Source organism: Streptomyces roseus (assembly GCF_001044425.1).
In the GTDB taxonomy this organism is placed as follows: domain Bacteria; phylum Actinomycetota; class Actinomycetes; order Streptomycetales; family Streptomycetaceae; genus Streptomyces; species Streptomyces roseus.
Genome location: NZ_LFML01000085.1, coordinates 1 through 16976 on the forward strand (window position 1 = coordinate 1; position 16976 = coordinate 16976).

Sequence of the window (16976 nt, forward strand, 5' to 3'; positions counted from 1 at the left end):
TCGGGCGCCGACAGCTTCTTGGCGCCGTCGGCCGCGACGTTCGCCTTCTTGGCGTCGTCCTTCTTCGCCTCGGAACCGTAACCGCAGGAGGCGAGTGCGCCGATCAGCAGGGGCAGGGCGGCAGCCGCGGCGACGCCGCGGCGCAGGGTGGTGAAGGTGGTACCGGTGGCAGGCACGGGAGGGCTTCCTCTCGTAGCGTCATCTCATGACGCGGGTCTTCGTCTGCGGAGCAAGGGCAGGAGGTGCTCGTCGGGGCTCGGCGTCATCGCGCACATCGCGCCACTCCGCCCTGGCCGCTGCCGAGGCGGCCACTGCCCACGCGGCCGCCTTCCTTGGCGAACGTGGAGTAGATGTCGGAAGGCATGGTCAGAAGTCCCAGCCCTCGTCGTCGGCCTGGACGGTCGTCCGGGCCTGCGAGGCGAAGGACTCGCCCGCCATGCCCGCCGCCAGGGTGGTGCCGTCGGCCGGGTCGATCAGCAGGAAGGACCCGGTACGGCGGGAGTCGGCGTAGGCGTCGAGCGCGAGGGGCTCGGCGGTCCGTACGACGACGCGGCCGATGTCGTTGGCCACCAGCTGCCCGGGTTCCGGGTGCTGGGACAGGTCGTCCAGGGTCAGCCGCGAGGGGATCTCCTTGACGATGGCCTTGACCGTGCGCGTGGTGTGCTTGAGCAGCACCCGCGCGCCGACCGCCAGGGGCTGGTCCGCGACGTGGCAGACGGTCGCGATGACGTCCTGCGTGGTGGCGGGCGGGTTCGCGGACGGTGCGATCAGGTCGCCGCGCGAGATGTCGATGTCGTCGGCGAGGCGGACCGTCACCGACTGCGGGGCCCACGCGATGTCCACGCTCTCGCCGAGGGCGTCGATCCCGGCGATCACCGAGGTACGGCCCGAGGGCAGGACGGTGACGGCCTCGCCGACGCGCAGCACGCCCGAGGCGATCTGGCCCGCGTAGCCGCGGTAGTCGGGGTGCTCGGCGGTCTGCGGGCGGATCACGTACTGCACCGGGAAACGGGCCGGGCAGGCGGTGAGGTCGTGGCTGACCGGGACGGTCTCCAGGTGTTCCAGCACCGTCGGGCCGCCGTACCAGTCCATGTGCGCGGACGGCTCGACCACGTTGTCCCCGGCGAGCGCCGAGATCGGGATCGCGGTGATCTCCGGGACGCCCAGGTCGGAGGCGTACGCGGTGAACTCCTCGGCGATCTTGGCGAAGACCGACTCCTGGTAGTCCACGAGGTCCATCTTGTTGACGGCGAGGACGACGTGCGGGACGCGCAGGAGGGCGGCGACGGCGGCGTGCCGGCGGGTCTGCTCGATCACGCCGTTGCGGGCGTCGACCAGGACCACGGCCAGGTCGGCGGTGGAGGCGCCGGTGACCATGTTCCGGGTGTACTGCACGTGGCCGGGGGTGTCGGCGAGGATGAACCGGCGCCGGGCGGTGGCGAAGTAGCGGTAGGCCACGTCGATGGTGATGCCCTGCTCGCGCTCGGCCCGCAGGCCGTCGGTGAGCAGCGCCAGGTCCGGGGCGTCCTGTCCGCGGCTCGCGGAGACCCGCTCGACCGCTTCCAGCTGGTCGGTCAGGACCGACTTGGAGTCGTGCAGCAGGCGCCCGACCAGGGTGGACTTGCCGTCGTCGACGGAACCGGCGGTCGCGAAGCGCAGCAGCGTGGTCGCTGCGAGGTCGGCCAAGTTGGCGACCTGATCGGTGGTGGAGGTCATGTCTAGAAGTACCCTTCGCGCTTGCGGTCTTCCATCGCGGCCTCGGACATCTTGTCGTCGGCGCGGGTCGCGCCCCGCTCGGTGAGCCGGGAGGCGGCGATCTCGGTGATCACGGCGTCCAGCGTGGTGGCGTCGGAGTCGACGGCACCGGTGCAGGACATGTCACCGACGGTGCGGTAGCGGACGAGGCGCGTCTCGGGCGTCTCGCCGTCCTTCGGGCCGCCCCACTCGCCGGCCGTCAGCCACATGCCGCTGCGCTGGAACACCTCGCGCTCGTGGGCGAAGTAGATCTCCGGCAGCTCGATCTCCTCGCGGGCGATGTACTGCCACACGTCCAGCTCGGTCCAGTTGGAGAGCGGGAAGACGCGGACGTGCTCGCCGGGGGCGTGGCGGCCGTTGTACAGCTGCCACAGCTCGGGGCGCTGGCGGCGCGGGTCCCACTGGGAGAACTCGTCGCGCAGGGAGAAGACGCGCTCCTTGGCGCGGGCCTTCTCCTCGTCGCGGCGCCCGCCGCCGAAGACCGCGTCGAACCTGAGCTGCTGGATCGCCTCCGTGAGGGGGACGGTCTGCAGCGGGTTGCGGACCCCGTCGGGGCGTTCGCGCAGCTTGCCGGCGTCGATGTACTCCTGGACGGAGGCCACGTGCAGGCGCAGGTTGTGCCTGGCCACCGCGCGGTCGCGGTAGTCGAGGACCTCGGGGAAGTTGTGCCCGGTGTCCACGTGCAGCAGCGTGAACGGCACCGGCGCCGGCGCGAACGCCTTGAGCGCCAGGTGCAGCATCACGATGGAGTCCTTGCCGCCCGAGAAGAGGATCACCGGCTTCTCGAACTCGCCCGCGACCTCGCGGAAGATGTGCACGGCCTCCGACTCGAGGGCGTCGAGGTGCGACAGCGCGTACGGCGCGTCCGTCTCGTCGTGGACGTGTGCGACGGTGGCCGTCATGCCAGACCCCTCTCGGTGAGCAGCGCGTGCAGGGCCGAAGCCGACTCCTGCACGGTCTGCGTGTGCGACTCGATGCGGAGGTCCGGGGAATCCGGAGCCTCGTACGGGTCGTCGACGCCGGTCAGACCGGAGATCTCGCCCGCCGCCTGCTTGGCGTACAGGCCCTTCACGTCCCGCTCGGAGCACACCTCGACCGGCGTGGCCACGTGGACCTCCAGGTACGAGGTGCCTTCGGCGGCGTGCCGCTTGCGGACGGCCTCGCGGCCGTCCGCGAACGGCGCGATCACCGGCACGAGCGCCTTGACGCCGTTGCTCGCGAGGAGTTCGGCGACGAACCCGATCCGCTGCACGTTGGTGTGGCGGTCCTCCCGGGTGAAGCCCAGCCCGGCGGAGAGGAACTCGCGGATCTCGTCGCCGTCGAGGACCTCCACGCGGTGGCCCTCGGCGCGCAGGCGCTCGGCCAGCGCGTAAGCGATGGTGGTCTTGCCCGCGCTCGGCAGCCCGGTCAGCCACACGGTGGCGCCCTGGTCGCTCACGCTCATCTGCTTGCTCTCCGTCGCGTTCATAAGATAAATGGGGTCGGTCATCAGCCGTGCAGTCCGCACTCGGTCTTGCCCCGGCCGGCCCAGCGGCCGGCCCGCGCGTCCTCGCCCTGGGCCACGCGGCGGGTGCAGGGGGCGCAGCCGACGGAGGCGTAGCCGTCCATCAGCAGCGGGTTGGTCAGGACCCCGTGCTCGGCGACGTAGGTGTCCACGTCCTCCTGGGTCCAGCGGGCGATCGGGGAGACCTTGACCTTGCGCCGCTTCTCGTCCCAGCCGACCACCGGGGTGTTCGCCCGGGTGGGGGACTCGTCGCGGCGCAGGCCCGTCGCCCATGCGTCGTACGCGGTCAGGCCCTCTTCCAGCGGCTTGACCTTGCGCAGCGCACAGCACAGGTCGGGGTCGCGGTCGTGCAGCTTCGGGCCGTACTGCGCGTCCTGTTCGGCCACCGTCTGCCGCGGGGTGAGGGTGATGACGTTGACGTCCATCACGGCCTCGACCGCGTCACGGGTGCCGATCGTCTCCTCGAAGTGGTAGCCGGTGTCGAGGAAGACCACGTCCACGCCGGGGAAGGCGCGGGAGGCCAGGTGGGCGACGACGGCGTCCTCCATGGAGGAGGTGACGCAGAACCTGCTGCCGAAGGTGTCGGCCGCCCAGCGCAGGATCTCCAGCGGCGACGCGTCCTCGAGATCGCGCCCGGCCCGCTCGGCGAGGTCCTTGAGATTCACGTCTTGAGTGGTGGTCATATCTCGTCCCCCGCGGCGGTATCGGACCGGACGCCCCGGGCCAGCAGCCCCAGGTACTTCAGCTGGAAGGCCCGGTTGCAGGCCCTGCACTCCCAGGCGCCGTGACCCGTCTCGTTCGGGAACAGGTCCTCGTCGCCGCAGTAGGGGCAGTGGAAGGGAGCCGCGCGCTCGCTCACGACAGGGCCTCCTCGGAGGCCCGCGCCGCCCAGGTGGCGAAGCGCTCGCCGGGCTCGCGCTGCTCCTGGAAGCGCGTGAGCACCCGCTCGACGTAGTCGGGCAGTTCGGCCGAGGTGACCTTCAGGCCGCGGACCTTGCGGCCGAACCCGGCCTCCAGTCCGAGCGCGCCGCCCAGGTGCACCTGGTAACCCTCGACGCGGTTGCCGTCGTCGTCCAGGACCAGCTGGCCCTTGAGACCGATGTCCGCGACCTGGATGCGGGCGCAGGCGTTGGGGCAGCCGTTGATGTTGATGGTGAGCGGCTCGTCGAACGCGGGGATGCGGCGCTCCAGTTCGTCGATGAGCGCCGCGCCGCGCGCCTTGGTCTCGACGATCGCCAGCTTGCAGAACTCGATGCCCGTGCAGGCCATGGTGCCGCGGCGGAAGGGCGAGGGGCTGACCCGCAGGTCCAGGGATTCCAGGGCGGAGACGAGCGCGTCGACCTGGGCCTCCTCGACGTCCAGGACGATCATCTTCTGCTCGGCGGTGGTACGGACCCGGCCCGAACCGTGCGACTCGGCGATGTCGGCGATCTTGGTGAGCGTGGCGCCGTCCACCCGGCCGACGCGGGGGGCGAAGCCGACGTAGAAACGGCCGTCCCGCTGCCGGTGGACGCCCACGTGGTCGCGCCACTGCCCGGCCGGCTGCGCGGGGGCGGGGCCGTCGGTCAGCCGCCGCTTGAGGTACTCGTCCTCCAGGACCTGGCGGAACTTGGCCGGGCCCCAGTCGGCGACGAGGAACTTCAGCCGGGCGCGGGTGCGCAGGCGGCGGTAGCCGTAGTCGCGGAAGATCGAGATGACGCCCTCGTAGACGTCCGGGACCTCGTCGAGGGAGACCCAGGCGCCCAGGCGGACGCCCAGCTTGGGGTTGGTGGAGAGCCCGCCGCCGACCCAGACGTCGAAGCCGGGGCCGTGCTCCGGGTGCTCCACGCCGACGAACGCGATGTCGTTGATCTCGTGCGCCACGTCGAGCAGCGGCGAGCCGGAGATCGCGGACTTGAACTTGCGGGGCAGGTTGGAGAAGTCCGGGTTGCCCACGATGCGGCGGTAGATCTCGTCGATGGCGGGGGTGCCGTCGATGATCTCGTCCTCGGCGATGCCGGCGACCGGGGAGCCGAGGATGACGCGGGGCGTGTCACCGCAGGCCTCGGTGGTGGAGAGGCCGACGGCCTCCAGGCGGCGCCAGATCTCCGGGACGTCCTCGATCCGGATCCAGTGGTACTGGACGTTCTGGCGGTCCGTGATGTCGGCGGTGCCGCGCGCGAACTCCTGCGAGATCTCGCCGATGACGCGCAGCTGCTCGGTCGTCAGGCGGCCGCCGTCGATGCGGACCCGGAGCATGAAGAACTCCGCGTCCAGCTCCTCGGGTTCCAGGACACCGGTCTTGGTGCCGTCGAGGCCCTCCTTGCGCTGGGTGTAGAGCCCCCACCAGCGCATCCGGCCCCGGAGGTCGTTGGGGTCGATCGAGTCGAAACCCGCCTTGGAGTAGATCGTCTCAATGCGTGTCCGCACGTTGAGACCGTCGTCGTCCTTCTTGAACTGCTCGTTGCCGTTGAGGGGGGTGTGGTGTCCCACGGCCCACTGGCCCTCACCGCGGTGGCGGCCGGTCTTGCGGCGCGCGGCGGCTGCGGGAGCTGCGGCTGCGGTCGTTTCGGGGGTGGCGGCCATGGCGGTACGTCCTTCTTCGGCGGCTCGTTGCAAGGGCGGGGGGAGGGGCGGCGAGTGCCCCTGTCATCAGCCCTGCCGCTGAGCAGGTGCGGCCGATCGCCGCCCGATTTCCCGGTTGTGCCGGTGGTCGGGGCGGTGTTCTGCCTTCAGGGGACTGCGAGCGGCTGCGCCTGCGCTACGACGGTGTGCGGGGCGCGGTGCCGGGGCTGCGCGGCGGTGGCTGGTTCCGTCAGCGCGCCGAACAGATGGCACTGGACATGCGGCCGAGGTCGACGTGCCGCCGACTCACCAAGGCAATTCCAGCTCCATTCATGGCGGAAGCGTGTCATGTGCCGATTGGAGGAGTCCACTACTGTCCACAATCCGGACGATGTAGTCCCGTATTCCGAGACGTCGTGATGCCGGTCACGTGGTGAGGGGACGCCGGATCCAGCCGGAAGGGGTTACTCCACGCTACTCGCTCCCGGGCGGAGCGACGGGGCGCAAGGGCGTCAGTCCCGTGATTCCTTCGGCCTCGGGCCCTTCCCGGCGAAGCCTGTCGAGGGCCGGGGCCGCCGGTTCCGTGGCCGGGGGAGCGACCGGCCACGGTGAAGTGCCGGGGGTGGCGTTCGGCCTGGGGGAAAACGGCATCACCCCGGCCCAGTACTTCAGCGGGAGCCGCGGCTTCGGGACGTGCACGACCGCCTGCCACGTTCCGCTGCGCCGGTCGACGACGGCGAAGGCGACCGGCCAGTTCGACTTCTCGTCGCCTCGTTGCACCATCGCGAACACTCCCGAGTCGGGGCCCAGCCCCTGGACCGTGCCGTCGAAGGTCACGGCGACGCCGGCCGGAGGGTAGGCGGGATCGGCGTCCTGCCGGGTGGTCCGGGTGACGACCACGGGCTCGGAGAGCCGAGTGGGGGTCGGCACGGGCGGGGGCGGCGGGTTCCGGGACACCAGGGCGACCACGATGCCGGCCGCGGCCGCGACCAGGGCCGCGAGGAGGGTCTGCCAGCGGTAGGAGCCGGACCTCCAGCGGGCGAGACGGCCGCGGGAGGAGGCGGACCGGCCCCTGGCGTCCTCGCGGCCGTCCGGGCCGCTCGCGTCTTCCGGGCCGTCCGTGTCGTCCGGGCCGCTCCGCCCGGGACGGTCCGGCGGTTCCGGTGGGAGTGTGCTGCTCATGCGCCTCGCCTGCCTCGACGGGAGTCCAGCATGCCCGCGTCCCGCCGACGCGGGCCCGCAGCCACGCCGCCTCCTGTCGCGGAACCCGGACGGGGCCCGGCGCGGGGGCCCTACGCGCCCGGCCAGGGACCCGGGGTCGGGGTGCTTTCCTTCTGCTCCGTCTCCGTCTTGAAGAGCTTGAAGCCGCGGCGGAGGTAGTTGTCCATCGCCGTCGGGCCGTCCTGGCTGCACGTGTGGAGCCAGACCCGCGTCGTCGCCTCGCGCCCCGGCCAGCGCTCCGCCAGGGACCAGGCCGCCTCGACGCCCAGCGTCAGCAGGTGGCCCCCGATGCGGCGCCCCCGGAAGTCCGGGAGCAGCCCGAAGTACATGATCTCCACCACGCCGTCGGCCTGCGGGTCGAGCTCCACGTACCCCGCCGGTGTGCCGCGCTCGTACGCCACCCACGTCTCCACGCCGGGGCGCCCCAGCTGCTCCACCCACTGCGCCCGGGTCAGTGACAGGCGGTCCGTCCAGTGGATGTCGCCGCCCACCGAGGCGTAGAGGAAGCGGCTGAACTCCGGCGAGGGGACTTCCGCCCGCCGGACGGTGATCTCAGGGCCTGGGACGGCCGCCCGGACCAGATCCTGCGGCGAGGCCATTTCCAGGGACCACGTGGTGAGTGTGATGGTGCTCATGCAGGTCAGGGAATCACGCCGGCCCCCGCCCGGCCCAGCCGGGCCCTGATCACCGCCGGCGCCGTGGAGTGCGGCAGCAGCGCCGCCGGGTCCCCGGGACGGATCAGCTCCACCTCGACGTCGTCCGCGAAGCGGTACGGGCGGTGCGTGAGCACCCCGCCCAGGTGCCTGCGGACCCGGGACAGCTCCGCCCGCACCGTCACCGTCCGCGTCGCATCCCCGAACAGCTCCGCCGCCAGCTCCGCCGCCGACCGCCCCCGCGGGCTCTCCGCCAGCAGGAACAGCAGCTCCGCGCGGCGCGGACTCAGCTCCTGCGACCAGCTCCCGGCCGCCCCGTACACGGTCGCCGACAACGCGCCCGGCCGGCTCAGGTCCAGCACCACCCGGCTCGCCGCCGCGGCCGTGCCCGGCACCTCCGCGACGCGCAGCAGCCAGCCGCCCGGCAGCGGCTCGACCACGCAGTCCCCGAGCTGGGCCACCCACACCCGGCCGGGCCCGAACCCCTTCGGCAGCGCGATCCGCTCGGTCGGGGCCAGTCCCGTGACCGCCGCCGTCCATCCCTGCGGATCCACCGCGAGGGCCCTCCCCGGCAGCCGGGCCAGCAGGGGCGACGCGACCGCCCGCAGCCGCTCCAGCGACTCCAGGTGCCGGATCCGCAGCTCCCGCTCGGCGAGGCGGGCCACCGAGCTCACCCACGCCAGCGTGGCCGGGTGCATGGTGGCCAGTGGCCCGCTGACGTCCACCACGCCCAGCAGCCGCCCGTCCCGCGGGTCCCGCACCGGCGCTCCCGCGCAGGTCCAGTCGTGGTGGCTGGAGACGAAGTGCTCCGCCGAGAACACCTGGACCGGCTGGCGGGCCACCAGCGCCGTGCCCACCCCGTTCGTGCCGACCACCGACTCGTCCCAGTCGGCGCCCACCGCGAAGCCCAGCCGGTCCGCCTTGCGCAGGATCGAGGAGGCCCCCTCCCGCCACAGCAGCCGGCCCTCCGCGTCGGCGACGACCATGATGTGCAGCGCCGCGTCCAGCGCCGGCAGCAGCCCCTCGCGGAGCACCGGCAGGATCTCCCGCAGCGGCGAGACCTGCCGCCGCTCCTCCGTCTCGGCCGCCGACAGCATCCGCGAGCGCGCGTCCCGGTCCGGGTGCACCCCGCCGGCCAGCATCCGGCGCCAGGACTCGGCGATCTCCGGACGGGGCTCCGCCGGCGGCCGGTCCCCGGCCAGCGCGGCCGCCCGTACGCCCTTGAGCAGACGCGCGGCCTCCCGCGCGTCCATGGCCGAGATGCGTGCCACATCGACCGTGCTGCCTGCGGTGTAGGCCACCGGAACCTCCCCGTGCGGAACGAAACGCAGAGAACGCAGAGAAACGCAGAAACGCAGAGAACGCAGAAATGCAGAGAAGCGCTGAGAGTTCACAGGACTCAGAGGGTTGCAACGGTATGCAACTCTCGCCAAGTGCCGGGAGCCCGACCGAAACTGTCCGGACGTCGCCTCGCGGCGTGACAGCTCCTCCTCGGGGCTTTCGGATCAGGGGTGGTGCCGAGTCGGCGCGGCGCCACCCCTGTTCTCGGTCGGCGGGCCCGGATCCGGCTCGGACCTGTTTGGGGACAGGTACCTGAACCTAGCCCGCGATCCGCGCCCGTTCGACCAGCGCCCCCAGATGCAGGGTGTGCGGCAGCGTGCCGAAGGCCGCGCCCCAGTCACCCCCCAGGCGCGAGGCGCAGAACGCGTCCGCCACCTCCGGCGGAGCCCAGCGCACCAGCAGCGAGCCCTGCAGCACCAGGGCGATGCGCTCCACCACCCGCCGGGCCCGCGCCTCGACGCCCTCCAGGTCCGCGAGCTCCGTCAGCAGCCCCTTGATGGCCGAATCCAGCCGGTGGTCGGCGCCGCGCGCCCGACCCACCTCCTGGAGGAACGCGTTCAGCGCCATCGGCTCCCGCCGCAGCGCCCGCAGCACGTCCAGGGCCTGGACGTTGCCCGAACCCTCCCAGATCGAGTTCAGCGGGGACTCGCGCAGCAGCCTCGGCAGCCCGGACTCCTCGACGTAGCCGTTGCCGCCCAGACATTCCAGGGCCTCCGCCACCATCGGCGTACACCGCTTGGTCACCCAGTACTTCGCGGCGGGCACCGCGATGCGCAGGAAGGCCCGCTCCTGCTCCGTCCCGGCGTCGTACGCGGCCGCCAGACGCAGGCCCAGTACCGTGGCCGCCTCCGACTCCAGTGCGAGGTCCGCCAGCACGTTGCGCATCAGAGGCTGCTCGATGAGCCGTGCTCCGAAAACAGAGCGGTGCTCCGCATGGTGCACGGCCTGTGTGAGCGCCTGCCGCATCTGCGCCGCCGCGCCCAGCACGCAGTCCAGCCGGGTCGCCGCGACCATCCCGATGATGGTCCGCACCCCCCGTCCCTCCTCGCCGACCCGCCGCGCCCACGTCCCGTCGAACTCCACCTCGGCCGAGGCGTTCGACCGGTTGCCCAGCTTGTCCTTCAGCCGCTGGATCGCGAACACGTTGCGCGTGCCGTCCGGCAGCACCCGGGGCACCAGGAAACAGGTCAGCCCGCCCCCCGCGGACGACGAGGGCGCCTGCGCCAGTACCAGGAAGGCGTCCGACATCGGCGCCGAGCAGAACCACTTGTGCCCCCTCAGCAGGTACTCGCCCGCCGCGTCCAGCGGCTTCGCCTCCGTCGTGTTCGCCCGTACGTCGCTGCCGCCCTGCTTCTCCGTCATCCCCATGCCGAACAGCACCCCCGCCTTCTGCGCCGCCGGCCGCAGGCCCTGCTCGTACACGTGCGAGGTCAGCCGCGGCTCCCACTGCGCCGCCAGCTCCGGGTCGGTCCGCAGCGCCGGTACCGCCGCATGGGTCATCGACACGGGACAGCCGTGCCCCGCCTCCGCCTGCGACCACACGAGGAACCCGGCCGCCCGGCGCAGATGCCCGGCCGGGCGCCCCCACGCGTCGGTCAGCCCCGCCCCCACCGCGTGCCCCAGCAGCCGGTGCCAGGCCGGGTGGAACTCCACCTCGTCGATCCGGTTGCCGTAGCGGTCGTGCGTGCGCAGTTCCGGCGGGTTCTCGTTCGCCGACGCACCCCACCGCAGGGCCTGCGCCGAACCCGCGGCACGCCCGAGTTCGTGCAGCTCCTCCCGTACTTCGCCGAGGAGTTCGGGCTCCGCGTCCGCGAGGTGCCGCTCCACGCCCTCCCGCAGTGCCCGGTCGGTGCCGTAGACGTCGTAGCCCGCCAGGGGAGGGGCCTGGTTGGTGACTGTGTGGGTGGTGGCTGCCATGCGGATACCGTAAGGACGTGCAGCCAGCAAAAGAAACACCCGAGCGGGTCCACGAGCGGGTCCCCGGGCGACTCCACCGGGCCCGCGCCCTCTACCGCAACGTCTCCAAGCGCAAGATGGCGTGGCTGCTGCTGAAGGACACCGTCAATTCGTGCATCGAGTACCGGATCCTCGGCCTGGCGGCCGAGGCGGCGTTCTTCACGCTGCTCTCGCTGCCGCCGCTGTTCCTGGGCCTCCTGGGCCTCCTGGGCTACGTCGACGGCTGGACGGGCGGCACTTTCGTGGCCTCCATCGAGGAGAACATCCTGGGCGCGGTCGGCACCGTCCTCTCCGACCGGGGCGTCAACGACATCGCGAAACCGATGCTCGACGACGTCACCCAGGCCGGCCGCCCGGACCTGATCTCCCTCGGTTTCGCCTTCGCCCTCTGGTCGGGCTCGCGCGCCGTGAACGTCTTCATCGACACCATCACCGTGATGTACGGGCTCGACGGCCAGCGCGGCATCGTCAAGACCCGGCTGCTCGCCTTCCTGCTGTACGTGGTCGCCCTGGTGATCGGCGCCGTCGTGCTGCCGCTGATGGTGGCCGGGCCCGACGCGGTCGTCCGCTGGGTGCCCTGGAGCACCGAGGTGATCGCCGTCCTGTACTGGCCGATCGTCACCCTGCTGTCCATCGCCTTCCTGACCACGCTCTACCACGTGTCCGTACCCGTGCGCTCCCCGTGGATCGAGGACGTCCCCGGCGCCCTCGTGGCGCTCGCCATGTGGGTGCTGGGCTCGTTCCTGCTGCGGATCTACCTGACGAACACCGTCGAGGGCCCGACCATCTACGGTTCGCTGGCCGCCCCCGTGGCCGTCCTGCTGTGGATCGGCGTGTCGGCCTTCGCCGTGCTCGTCGGCGCGGCCGTGAACGCCGCCATCGACCGCGTCTGGCCGTCCGTGGCCACCGCGGCCGCCCGCGAGGCGAACGAACGGGCCCGCGAGGCGGAGGCCGCCCAGCTGATCGCGCGCGCCGCCGCCTGGCGGGCCCTGGCCGAGGGCGAGTCGGAGGACGACGAGGAGGGGGACGGCGCGATGCCCTCCGAGTTCCCGGAGCGCTGGTCGAAGTTCCTGCCGCCGGAGGACTACTCGGCCCGGCTGCGCAAGCACTGACCTCTACCGGCGCGGAACGCGGGCCGGGGCGTAGCGTGGCGGCTGTGTACGAGGAGCGGCCGTCCCCGCTGGTGCCCGGCGCGATCGTCTGGCGGCACACCGGAGCCCCGGGCGGCCCGGTGCTGCCCGACGGCTGCATGGACCTGCTGTGGGTGGGCGGGCGGCTGCTGGTGGCCGGACCCGACACCGGGCCGCACCCCGCCGGGGAGGTGCCGGGCGGTGCCCGCGGCGCGGTATCGGGGCTGAGGTTCGCCCCGGGGACGGCGCCCGCGCTGCTCGGCGTACCGGCGCACGAGCTGCGCGACCGCCGGGTCGAGCTCGCCGACCTCTGGCCCGATCCGCAGGTGCGCGCCCTCGCCGAGCGGATGAGCGCGTACGAGGACCCCGGCGCGGGGCTGGAGCGGCTGGCCCGCAGCCGCGCGGCGCGGAGCGCTCCCCCCGACCCCCTGGCCTCGCGCGTGGCCGCGGGGCTCCGCGCCGGGGAGTCCGTCGCCGCCGTGGCGGCGGTGGTCGGCCTCGGGCCCCGCCAGCTCCACCGGCGCTCCCTCGACGCCTTCGGCTACGGCCCCCGCACGCTCGGGCGCGTGCTGCGGCTCCAGCGGGCCCTGGAACTGGCCCGGCGGGGGCTGCCGCAGGCCGAGGTGGCCCACCGGGCCGGCTACGCCGACCAGGCCCACTTCGCCCGCGAGGTCCGGGCCCTGACCGGGACCACGCCGGGGGCCTACGCGGCGGCGAACAGGGACACCGCGCAGCCGTCCGGGTCGAGCACGGCGGCGTAGCGCTGCCCCCAGACGGCGTTCCAGGGCTCCAGATGGCCCTCGTACCCGGCGTCCGTCAGCGCCGCGTACAGCGCGTCCACCTCGGCGGGGGACCCGCACAGGAATGCGAGCTCCCGCCGGCCGCCCCCGGTGGGCGGGGTCCAGGACGGATCGAAGGAGCGGACCACCTCCTCGGTGTCGAAGCCGATCCGGAGCCCGCCGGGGAGGACGGCCTCCACGTGCGGCTGCTCCTGCGCACCGGCCGGGACGTCCAGGCCGAGGCGGCGGTAGAAGGCGAGCGAGGCGGCCATGTCGGAGACGACGAGGCCGATCATGTCGAGCCGGGGAGTCGTTCGGGAAGTCGTTCGGGAAGTCATGCGGCCAGGCTAGGAGCGGGCAGGCCCCCGGGTCTTGAACGAATCGGACATGCCCCCGGCCGAGGCCGCCGGATGCGGAAGCCGCGACAGGAGCCGCGACAGGAGCCGCGGAAGAGCCGCGGAAGGAGTCGCGAAAGGAGCCGGGAACAGCCGGAAGAAGAGGCCGGAAAAAGAGTTGGCGGGCGCCGGAGCCCGCTTGCTACGGTGATCCCGTTCCCGCCGATCGGCGCGGAACGGTCCGGTACGTGCATGACCCGGAGGTGAGTTCATTGATGACTGTCGTTGCGCAGGGCGCTGCCCGCATCCAGAAGACCGTCAATGTCACTTCCGTGGTCTCCGGCTGACCTCACACCTCTTCGCGCGCCGCTCGGCGCGCGCTGCCGGGGCCACCCTGTGAAGGGTTTCCCTTGTCTTTCTCTTCTTCCCACCCGTCTTCCTCCTCCTCTTCCGCGTACGCGGAAGGCCTCGCCCCCTTCGGCTGGGACGAGGCGTGGGAGGCCGAGTACGCCCCGTACACCGGCCGGGAACTGGTGCCCGGCCGCGTCGTGCGCGTGGACCGCGGCCAGTGCGACGTCATGACGGCGGACGGCATCGTCCACGCCGACACCGCCTTCGTCACCCCGCACGACCCGCTCCGCGTCATCTGCACCGGTGACTGGGCCGTCGTCGAGGCGGCCGGCAGCCCCCGGTACGTCAAGGCGTACCTGCCGCGCCGGACCGCCTTCGTGCGCTCCACCTCCTCGAAGCGGTCCGAGGGGCAGATCCTCGCCGCCAACGTGGACCACGCGGTCATCGCGGTCTCCCTGGCCGTCGAGCTGGACCTCGGCCGCATCGAGCGGTTCCTGGCCCTGGCCTGGGAGTCCGGGGCGCAGCCGCTGGTCGTCCTGACCAAGGCCGACCTCGTACCGGACCCGGTGACGCTCGCGCACCTGGTCCAGGACGTGGAGACCGCGGCGCCCGGTGTCGACGTCCTCACCGTCTCCTCCCACACCGGGGAGGGCACGGACGTACTGGCGGCGGTCGTCGCCGGTGGTACGAGCGTGCTGCTCGGCATCTCGGGCGCGGGCAAGTCCACGCTGGCGAACGCGCTCCTCGGCTCCGACGTCATGGCGGTCCAGGCCACCCGCGACGCGGACGGCAAGGGCCGGCACACGACGACCACCCGCAACCTGCTGGCACTGCCCGGCGGGGGCGTCCTCATCGACACGCCCGGACTGCGGGGCGTCGGCCTGTGGGACGCCGGGACCGGGGTCGGCCAGGTCTTCTCGGAGATCGAGGAGTACGCGGCCGACTGCCGCTTCCACGACTGCGCGCACGAGGCCGAGCCGGGGTGCGCGGTGCTCGCGGCGGTCGACGGCGGCGAACTGCCGGAGCGGCGCCTGGAGAGCTACCGCAAGCTGCTCCGCGAGAACCAGCGGATCGTCGCCAAGACCGACGCCCGGCTCCGCAACGAGATCCGCCGGAACTGGCGCATCAAGGCGGCGGAGGGCCGGGCCAATTACGCGGCCAAGCGCACCGGCCGCCACTGAGTCCCGCCCCGGGCGCCTGCCCCCTCCCCGAGGAGGGCAGACGCCCGGGACCGCCCCGCGGGCGGCCGGCGCCGCTTCGCGGGCACCCTCCGGGGTCAGGCCTCGTCCAGGCCCCACGCGAACACCCGTTCCGGGTGGATGCGGATCACCTCCGGGCTGAAATGCGGGCCCAGCGCGTGCGGGCCCACCTCCAGCGTGGCCCGGCCGCGGATCTCGACGCCGCGGACCTTCCAGGGCCGGGTGCTCGCCAGATCGTCCACCACGAGCGCGAGCCGCGGGTTCTTCTCCAGGTTGCGCCACTTCTTCGTCGACCCCATGGCCATGCCGCCCACCAGAACAGTTCCGTCCTCCTGGGGGAAGAAGCCCACGGGGTTGGCCTGCGGCTGCCCGGTCGCGTCCACCGTCGCCAGCCGACCCAGCCGCTGCGACCGCAAGTACGCCAGCTGTGCCGCGCTGAAACCCTCGAACTCCGTCATGGAACCCAGCCTCGCAGCGCCCCGCACCCCCCGCATCGGGCCATCGGCCGAGCAGGCGTAGACCCACGGCCTCAGCCGAAAGGACGGCCCAAGCCCGGACGACCGGCGGTTGCCCGCCGCCGGCCCGCTGCTGCCGGCGTCAGCCCGCCACCACCGCGCCGAGCCACGCGCCCACCACCATCAGGCACGCGAGCAGTTCCACCAGCACGCTCGTGCCCACCGCCCGCATCACCGCCCGTACCGAGGCCCAGGCTTCGCCGTGCGTGCCCAGGCGCAGCCGTTCGCACAGGTAGATGCCGCCCACGAACCCCGGGACGGCCCCCAGCACCGGGATCACCACGAAGCCGAGCAGCGCGCCCGCGCCCGCGTACACGGCCATCCGGCGGCTGACCCCCACCCCGCGCAGCCTTCGCGGCGGCAACTGCCACTCGACCACCTGGACCACCAGCAGCAGTGCCGTCGTCGCGACCAGCAGCGACCAGGCCAAGGCCGACCGCTCGTGCAGCGCCCACCACATGACCCCCGCCCAGACCAGCCAGGTCCCCGGAACACCCGGGACCAGCACCCCGAGCACCCCGAGTAGGAGCACCAGCCCCACCAGGAGCAGCTGAGGCAGATCCATGGGCTCAGCCTGACCGACCGTGGCCCATCGGGCCACCCAGCCGCCCGGCCCCCCCTACCGGGCCACCCAGCCCCTCTCGTACGCGTGCCAGCCCAGCTGGAGCCGCGTCGTGACCCCGGACAGCTCCATCAGTCCCTTGACCCGCCGCTGCACCGTCCGCAGCCCCAGCTCCAGGTGCTTGGCCACGCTCGCGTCCGTCATCCCGGCCAGCAGCAGCGTCAGGATCTCCAGGTCCGTGGTGTCCGGTACGCCCCCCGACTCCTCCGCCGCGCCCGTCGCCCCGAGCCGCAGCGGCAGCGCCTCCCGCCACACCGCCTCGAAGAGCCCCATCAGGGACTCCAGCAGCCCCGACGCGTGCACCACCAGCGCCGCCGGCTCCGCCCCGCGCGCCGTCAGCGGGACCATCGCCAGGGACCGGTCCGCGATCACCAACTTCGTCGGGACCTCGCCCGTCACCCGGACCTGCTCGCCCCGCGCGAGCGCGGTCGAGGCCTCCCGGATGCCGGTCGGCAGGGCCAGTACCTCCCGTTCGATCACCACCCGGTACGCCACGCCCCGTACGGCGGCCCGCTCCTCGGCCTCGTTCTCCATCCCCGTGACGACCTGCGGCCGGCCGCTGACCAGCGCGCACACCTCCTCCGCCGCGCCCAGCTGGAGCTGGTGGAAGCGGTGCGCCACCGCGCTCGCGCCCGTCACCACCTCCACCAGGTCGTGCACCGCCGGCTCGGCGGCCTCCGCCCGGTACTCCTGCGCCAGCAGGGCCGCCGCCAGCTCCGCCTGTTCCAGCTCGTGCCGCTGCTGCGTCAGCAGCGCCCCCAGCGCCACCCCCGGCGGGGCCGCCACCCAGCGCCCGGGCCGGGTGGAGGACTGCGCCGCCAGCCCGTGCCGCTCCAGATGCCGCAGCGCCCGCTCGGTCTGCGGTACCGGCAGCGTCAGCCGGTGCGCGAGGTCGGGCACCTCCGCCGCCCCCAGCGCCACCAGGACGCGGTACGCCGACTCCTGGCCCTCGTCCAGGCCTATGGCATTCAGCAAGCGGTCCACCCACCCTCTCCACACCGTTCGTGGCGGGAAGCGGCCACGGCGCAAACCCGCCGCGGACATCATCGCCGCACCCCCCGCCTCTCTGCC

General features: G+C 72.9%; 18 protein-coding genes. 3 read left to right on the forward strand and 15 right to left on the reverse strand.

Annotation, left to right across the window (positions count from 1 at the left end):
- Positions 1-366 precede the first annotated feature (366 nt).
- The 11 genes from ACS04_RS21220 to ACS04_RS21265 form a co-directional block, all read right to left on the reverse strand.
- Positions 367-1716 carry a sulfate adenylyltransferase subunit 1 gene (locus ACS04_RS21220; protein ID WP_048478276.1) on the reverse strand — a complete coding sequence of 450 codons (1350 nt, stop codon included), beginning with the start codon at positions 1714-1716 and terminating at the stop codon, positions 367-369.
- Between the two features lie 2 nt (positions 1717-1718).
- Positions 1719-2657: a sulfate adenylyltransferase subunit CysD gene (cysD, locus tag ACS04_RS21225; RefSeq protein ID WP_048478277.1), complete on the reverse strand. Its 939-nt coding sequence runs from the start codon at positions 2655-2657 to the stop codon at positions 1719-1721.
- Complete coding sequence (gene cysC, locus ACS04_RS21230) at positions 2654-3199, reverse strand: adenylyl-sulfate kinase (RefSeq protein ID WP_048478396.1); 546 nt, start codon at positions 3197-3199, stop codon at positions 2654-2656. The genes cysD and cysC overlap by 4 nt, the downstream gene beginning before the upstream one ends.
- Positions 3200-3243: 44 nt before the next feature.
- Positions 3244-3942 carry a phosphoadenylyl-sulfate reductase gene (locus tag ACS04_RS21235; RefSeq protein WP_048478278.1) on the reverse strand — a complete coding sequence of 233 codons (699 nt, stop codon included), beginning with the start codon at positions 3940-3942 and terminating at the stop codon, positions 3244-3246.
- Positions 3939-4118, reverse strand: a complete 180-nt coding sequence (locus ACS04_RS21240; protein WP_048478279.1) for a hypothetical protein — start codon at positions 4116-4118, stop codon at positions 3939-3941. Before ACS04_RS21240 ends, ACS04_RS21235 begins: the two co-directional genes overlap by 4 nt.
- Positions 4115-5824 carry a nitrite/sulfite reductase gene (locus ACS04_RS21245; RefSeq protein ID WP_048478280.1) on the reverse strand — a complete coding sequence of 570 codons (1710 nt, stop codon included), beginning with the start codon at positions 5822-5824 and terminating at the stop codon, positions 4115-4117. The genes ACS04_RS21240 and ACS04_RS21245 overlap by 4 nt, the downstream gene beginning before the upstream one ends.
- Before the next feature lie 229 nt (positions 5825-6053).
- On the reverse strand, positions 6054-6137 hold the full coding sequence (locus ACS04_RS40460; RefSeq protein WP_351782709.1) for a putative leader peptide: 84 nt from the start codon (positions 6135-6137) through the stop codon (positions 6054-6056).
- A gap of 140 nt (positions 6138-6277) precedes the next feature.
- Positions 6278-6985 (reverse strand): hypothetical protein, encoded by a 708-nt coding sequence (locus tag ACS04_RS21250; protein ID WP_048478281.1) that lies wholly within the window; start codon positions 6983-6985, stop codon positions 6278-6280.
- Positions 6986-7095: 110 nt separating this feature from the next.
- Positions 7096-7659 carry a GNAT family N-acetyltransferase gene (locus tag ACS04_RS21255; protein ID WP_048478282.1) on the reverse strand — a complete coding sequence of 188 codons (564 nt, stop codon included), beginning with the start codon at positions 7657-7659 and terminating at the stop codon, positions 7096-7098.
- Positions 7660-7664: 5 nt separating this feature from the next.
- Complete coding sequence (locus ACS04_RS21260; protein ID WP_048478397.1) at positions 7665-8930, reverse strand: GAF domain-containing protein; 1266 nt, start codon at positions 8928-8930, stop codon at positions 7665-7667.
- 346 nt (positions 8931-9276) lie between these two features.
- Complete coding sequence (locus ACS04_RS21265; RefSeq protein WP_048478283.1) at positions 9277-10935, reverse strand: acyl-CoA dehydrogenase family protein; 1659 nt, start codon at positions 10933-10935, stop codon at positions 9277-9279.
- Between the two features lie 17 nt (positions 10936-10952).
- Between ACS04_RS21265 and ACS04_RS21270 the strand changes: the two genes are divergently transcribed.
- The gene (locus ACS04_RS21270) at positions 10953-12086 is read left to right on the forward strand and encodes a YihY/virulence factor BrkB family protein (protein ID WP_048478284.1); all 1134 of its coding nucleotides are present in this window, start codon (positions 10953-10955) and stop codon (positions 12084-12086) included.
- Positions 12087-12130: 44 nt separating this feature from the next.
- Positions 12131-12865 (forward strand): helix-turn-helix transcriptional regulator, encoded by a 735-nt coding sequence (locus ACS04_RS21275; RefSeq protein ID WP_048478285.1) that lies wholly within the window; start codon positions 12131-12133, stop codon positions 12863-12865.
- Here the strand turns inward: ACS04_RS21275 and ACS04_RS21280 are convergent.
- Complete coding sequence (locus ACS04_RS21280) at positions 12808-13221, reverse strand: VOC family protein (protein ID WP_048478286.1); 414 nt, start codon at positions 13219-13221, stop codon at positions 12808-12810. The two genes, ACS04_RS21275 and ACS04_RS21280, sit on opposite strands and share 58 nt — an antisense overlap.
- Positions 13222-13628: 407 nt before the next feature.
- Here ACS04_RS21280 and rsgA point away from each other — a divergent pair, with 407 nt between their 5' ends.
- Positions 13629-14750, forward strand: a complete 1122-nt coding sequence (gene rsgA / locus ACS04_RS21285) for a ribosome small subunit-dependent GTPase A (RefSeq protein ID WP_048478287.1) — start codon at positions 13629-13631, stop codon at positions 14748-14750.
- A 95-nt stretch (positions 14751-14845) separates the two neighbouring features.
- Here rsgA and ACS04_RS21290 read toward each other — a convergent pair whose 3' ends face one another.
- From ACS04_RS21290 to ACS04_RS21300, 3 genes are all read right to left on the reverse strand, one after another.
- Entirely contained in the window at positions 14846-15226 is a 381-nt protein-coding gene (locus ACS04_RS21290; RefSeq protein WP_048478288.1) for a PPOX class F420-dependent oxidoreductase, read from the reverse strand.
- Positions 15227-15365: 139 nt separating this feature from the next.
- Positions 15366-15848: a DUF456 domain-containing protein gene (locus tag ACS04_RS21295; RefSeq protein WP_048478289.1), complete on the reverse strand. Its 483-nt coding sequence runs from the start codon at positions 15846-15848 to the stop codon at positions 15366-15368.
- Between the two features lie 54 nt (positions 15849-15902).
- Positions 15903-16880 carry a helix-turn-helix domain-containing protein gene (locus ACS04_RS21300; protein WP_048478398.1) on the reverse strand — a complete coding sequence of 326 codons (978 nt, stop codon included), beginning with the start codon at positions 16878-16880 and terminating at the stop codon, positions 15903-15905.
- Between the last annotated feature and the right edge of the window lie 96 nt (positions 16881-16976).

Coding starts and splice junctions, on each gene's coding strand:
- ACS04_RS21220 (WP_048478276.1), bottom strand. CDS start 1,716: ATGACCTCCACCACCGATCAGGTCGCCAACTTGGCCGACCTCGCAGCG.
- cysD (WP_048478277.1), bottom strand. CDS start 2,657: ATGACGGCCACCGTCGCACACGTCCACGACGAGACGGACGCGCCGTAC.
- cysC (WP_048478396.1), bottom strand. CDS start 3,199: ATGAGCGTGAGCGACCAGGGCGCCACCGTGTGGCTGACCGGGCTGCCG.
- ACS04_RS21235 (WP_048478278.1), bottom strand. CDS start 3,942: ATGACCACCACTCAAGACGTGAATCTCAAGGACCTCGCCGAGCGGGCC.
- ACS04_RS21245 (WP_048478280.1), bottom strand. CDS start 5,824: ATGGCCGCCACCCCCGAAACGACCGCAGCCGCAGCTCCCGCAGCCGCC.
- ACS04_RS40460 (WP_351782709.1), bottom strand. CDS start 6,137: ATGAATGGAGCTGGAATTGCCTTGGTGAGTCGGCGGCACGTCGACCTC.
- ACS04_RS21250 (WP_048478281.1), bottom strand. CDS start 6,985: ATGAGCAGCACACTCCCACCGGAACCGCCGGACCGTCCCGGGCGGAGC.
- ACS04_RS21255 (WP_048478282.1), bottom strand. CDS start 7,659: ATGAGCACCATCACACTCACCACGTGGTCCCTGGAAATGGCCTCGCCG.
- ACS04_RS21260 (WP_048478397.1), bottom strand. CDS start 8,930: ATGGACGCGCGGGAGGCCGCGCGTCTGCTCAAGGGCGTACGGGCGGCC.
- ACS04_RS21265 (WP_048478283.1), bottom strand. CDS start 10,935: ATGGCAGCCACCACCCACACAGTCACCAACCAGGCCCCTCCCCTGGCG.
- ACS04_RS21280 (WP_048478286.1), bottom strand. CDS start 13,221: ATGACTTCCCGAACGACTTCCCGAACGACTCCCCGGCTCGACATGATC.
- ACS04_RS21290 (WP_048478288.1), bottom strand. CDS start 15,226: ATGACGGAGTTCGAGGGTTTCAGCGCGGCACAGCTGGCGTACTTGCGG.
- ACS04_RS21295 (WP_048478289.1), bottom strand. CDS start 15,848: ATGGATCTGCCTCAGCTGCTCCTGGTGGGGCTGGTGCTCCTACTCGGG.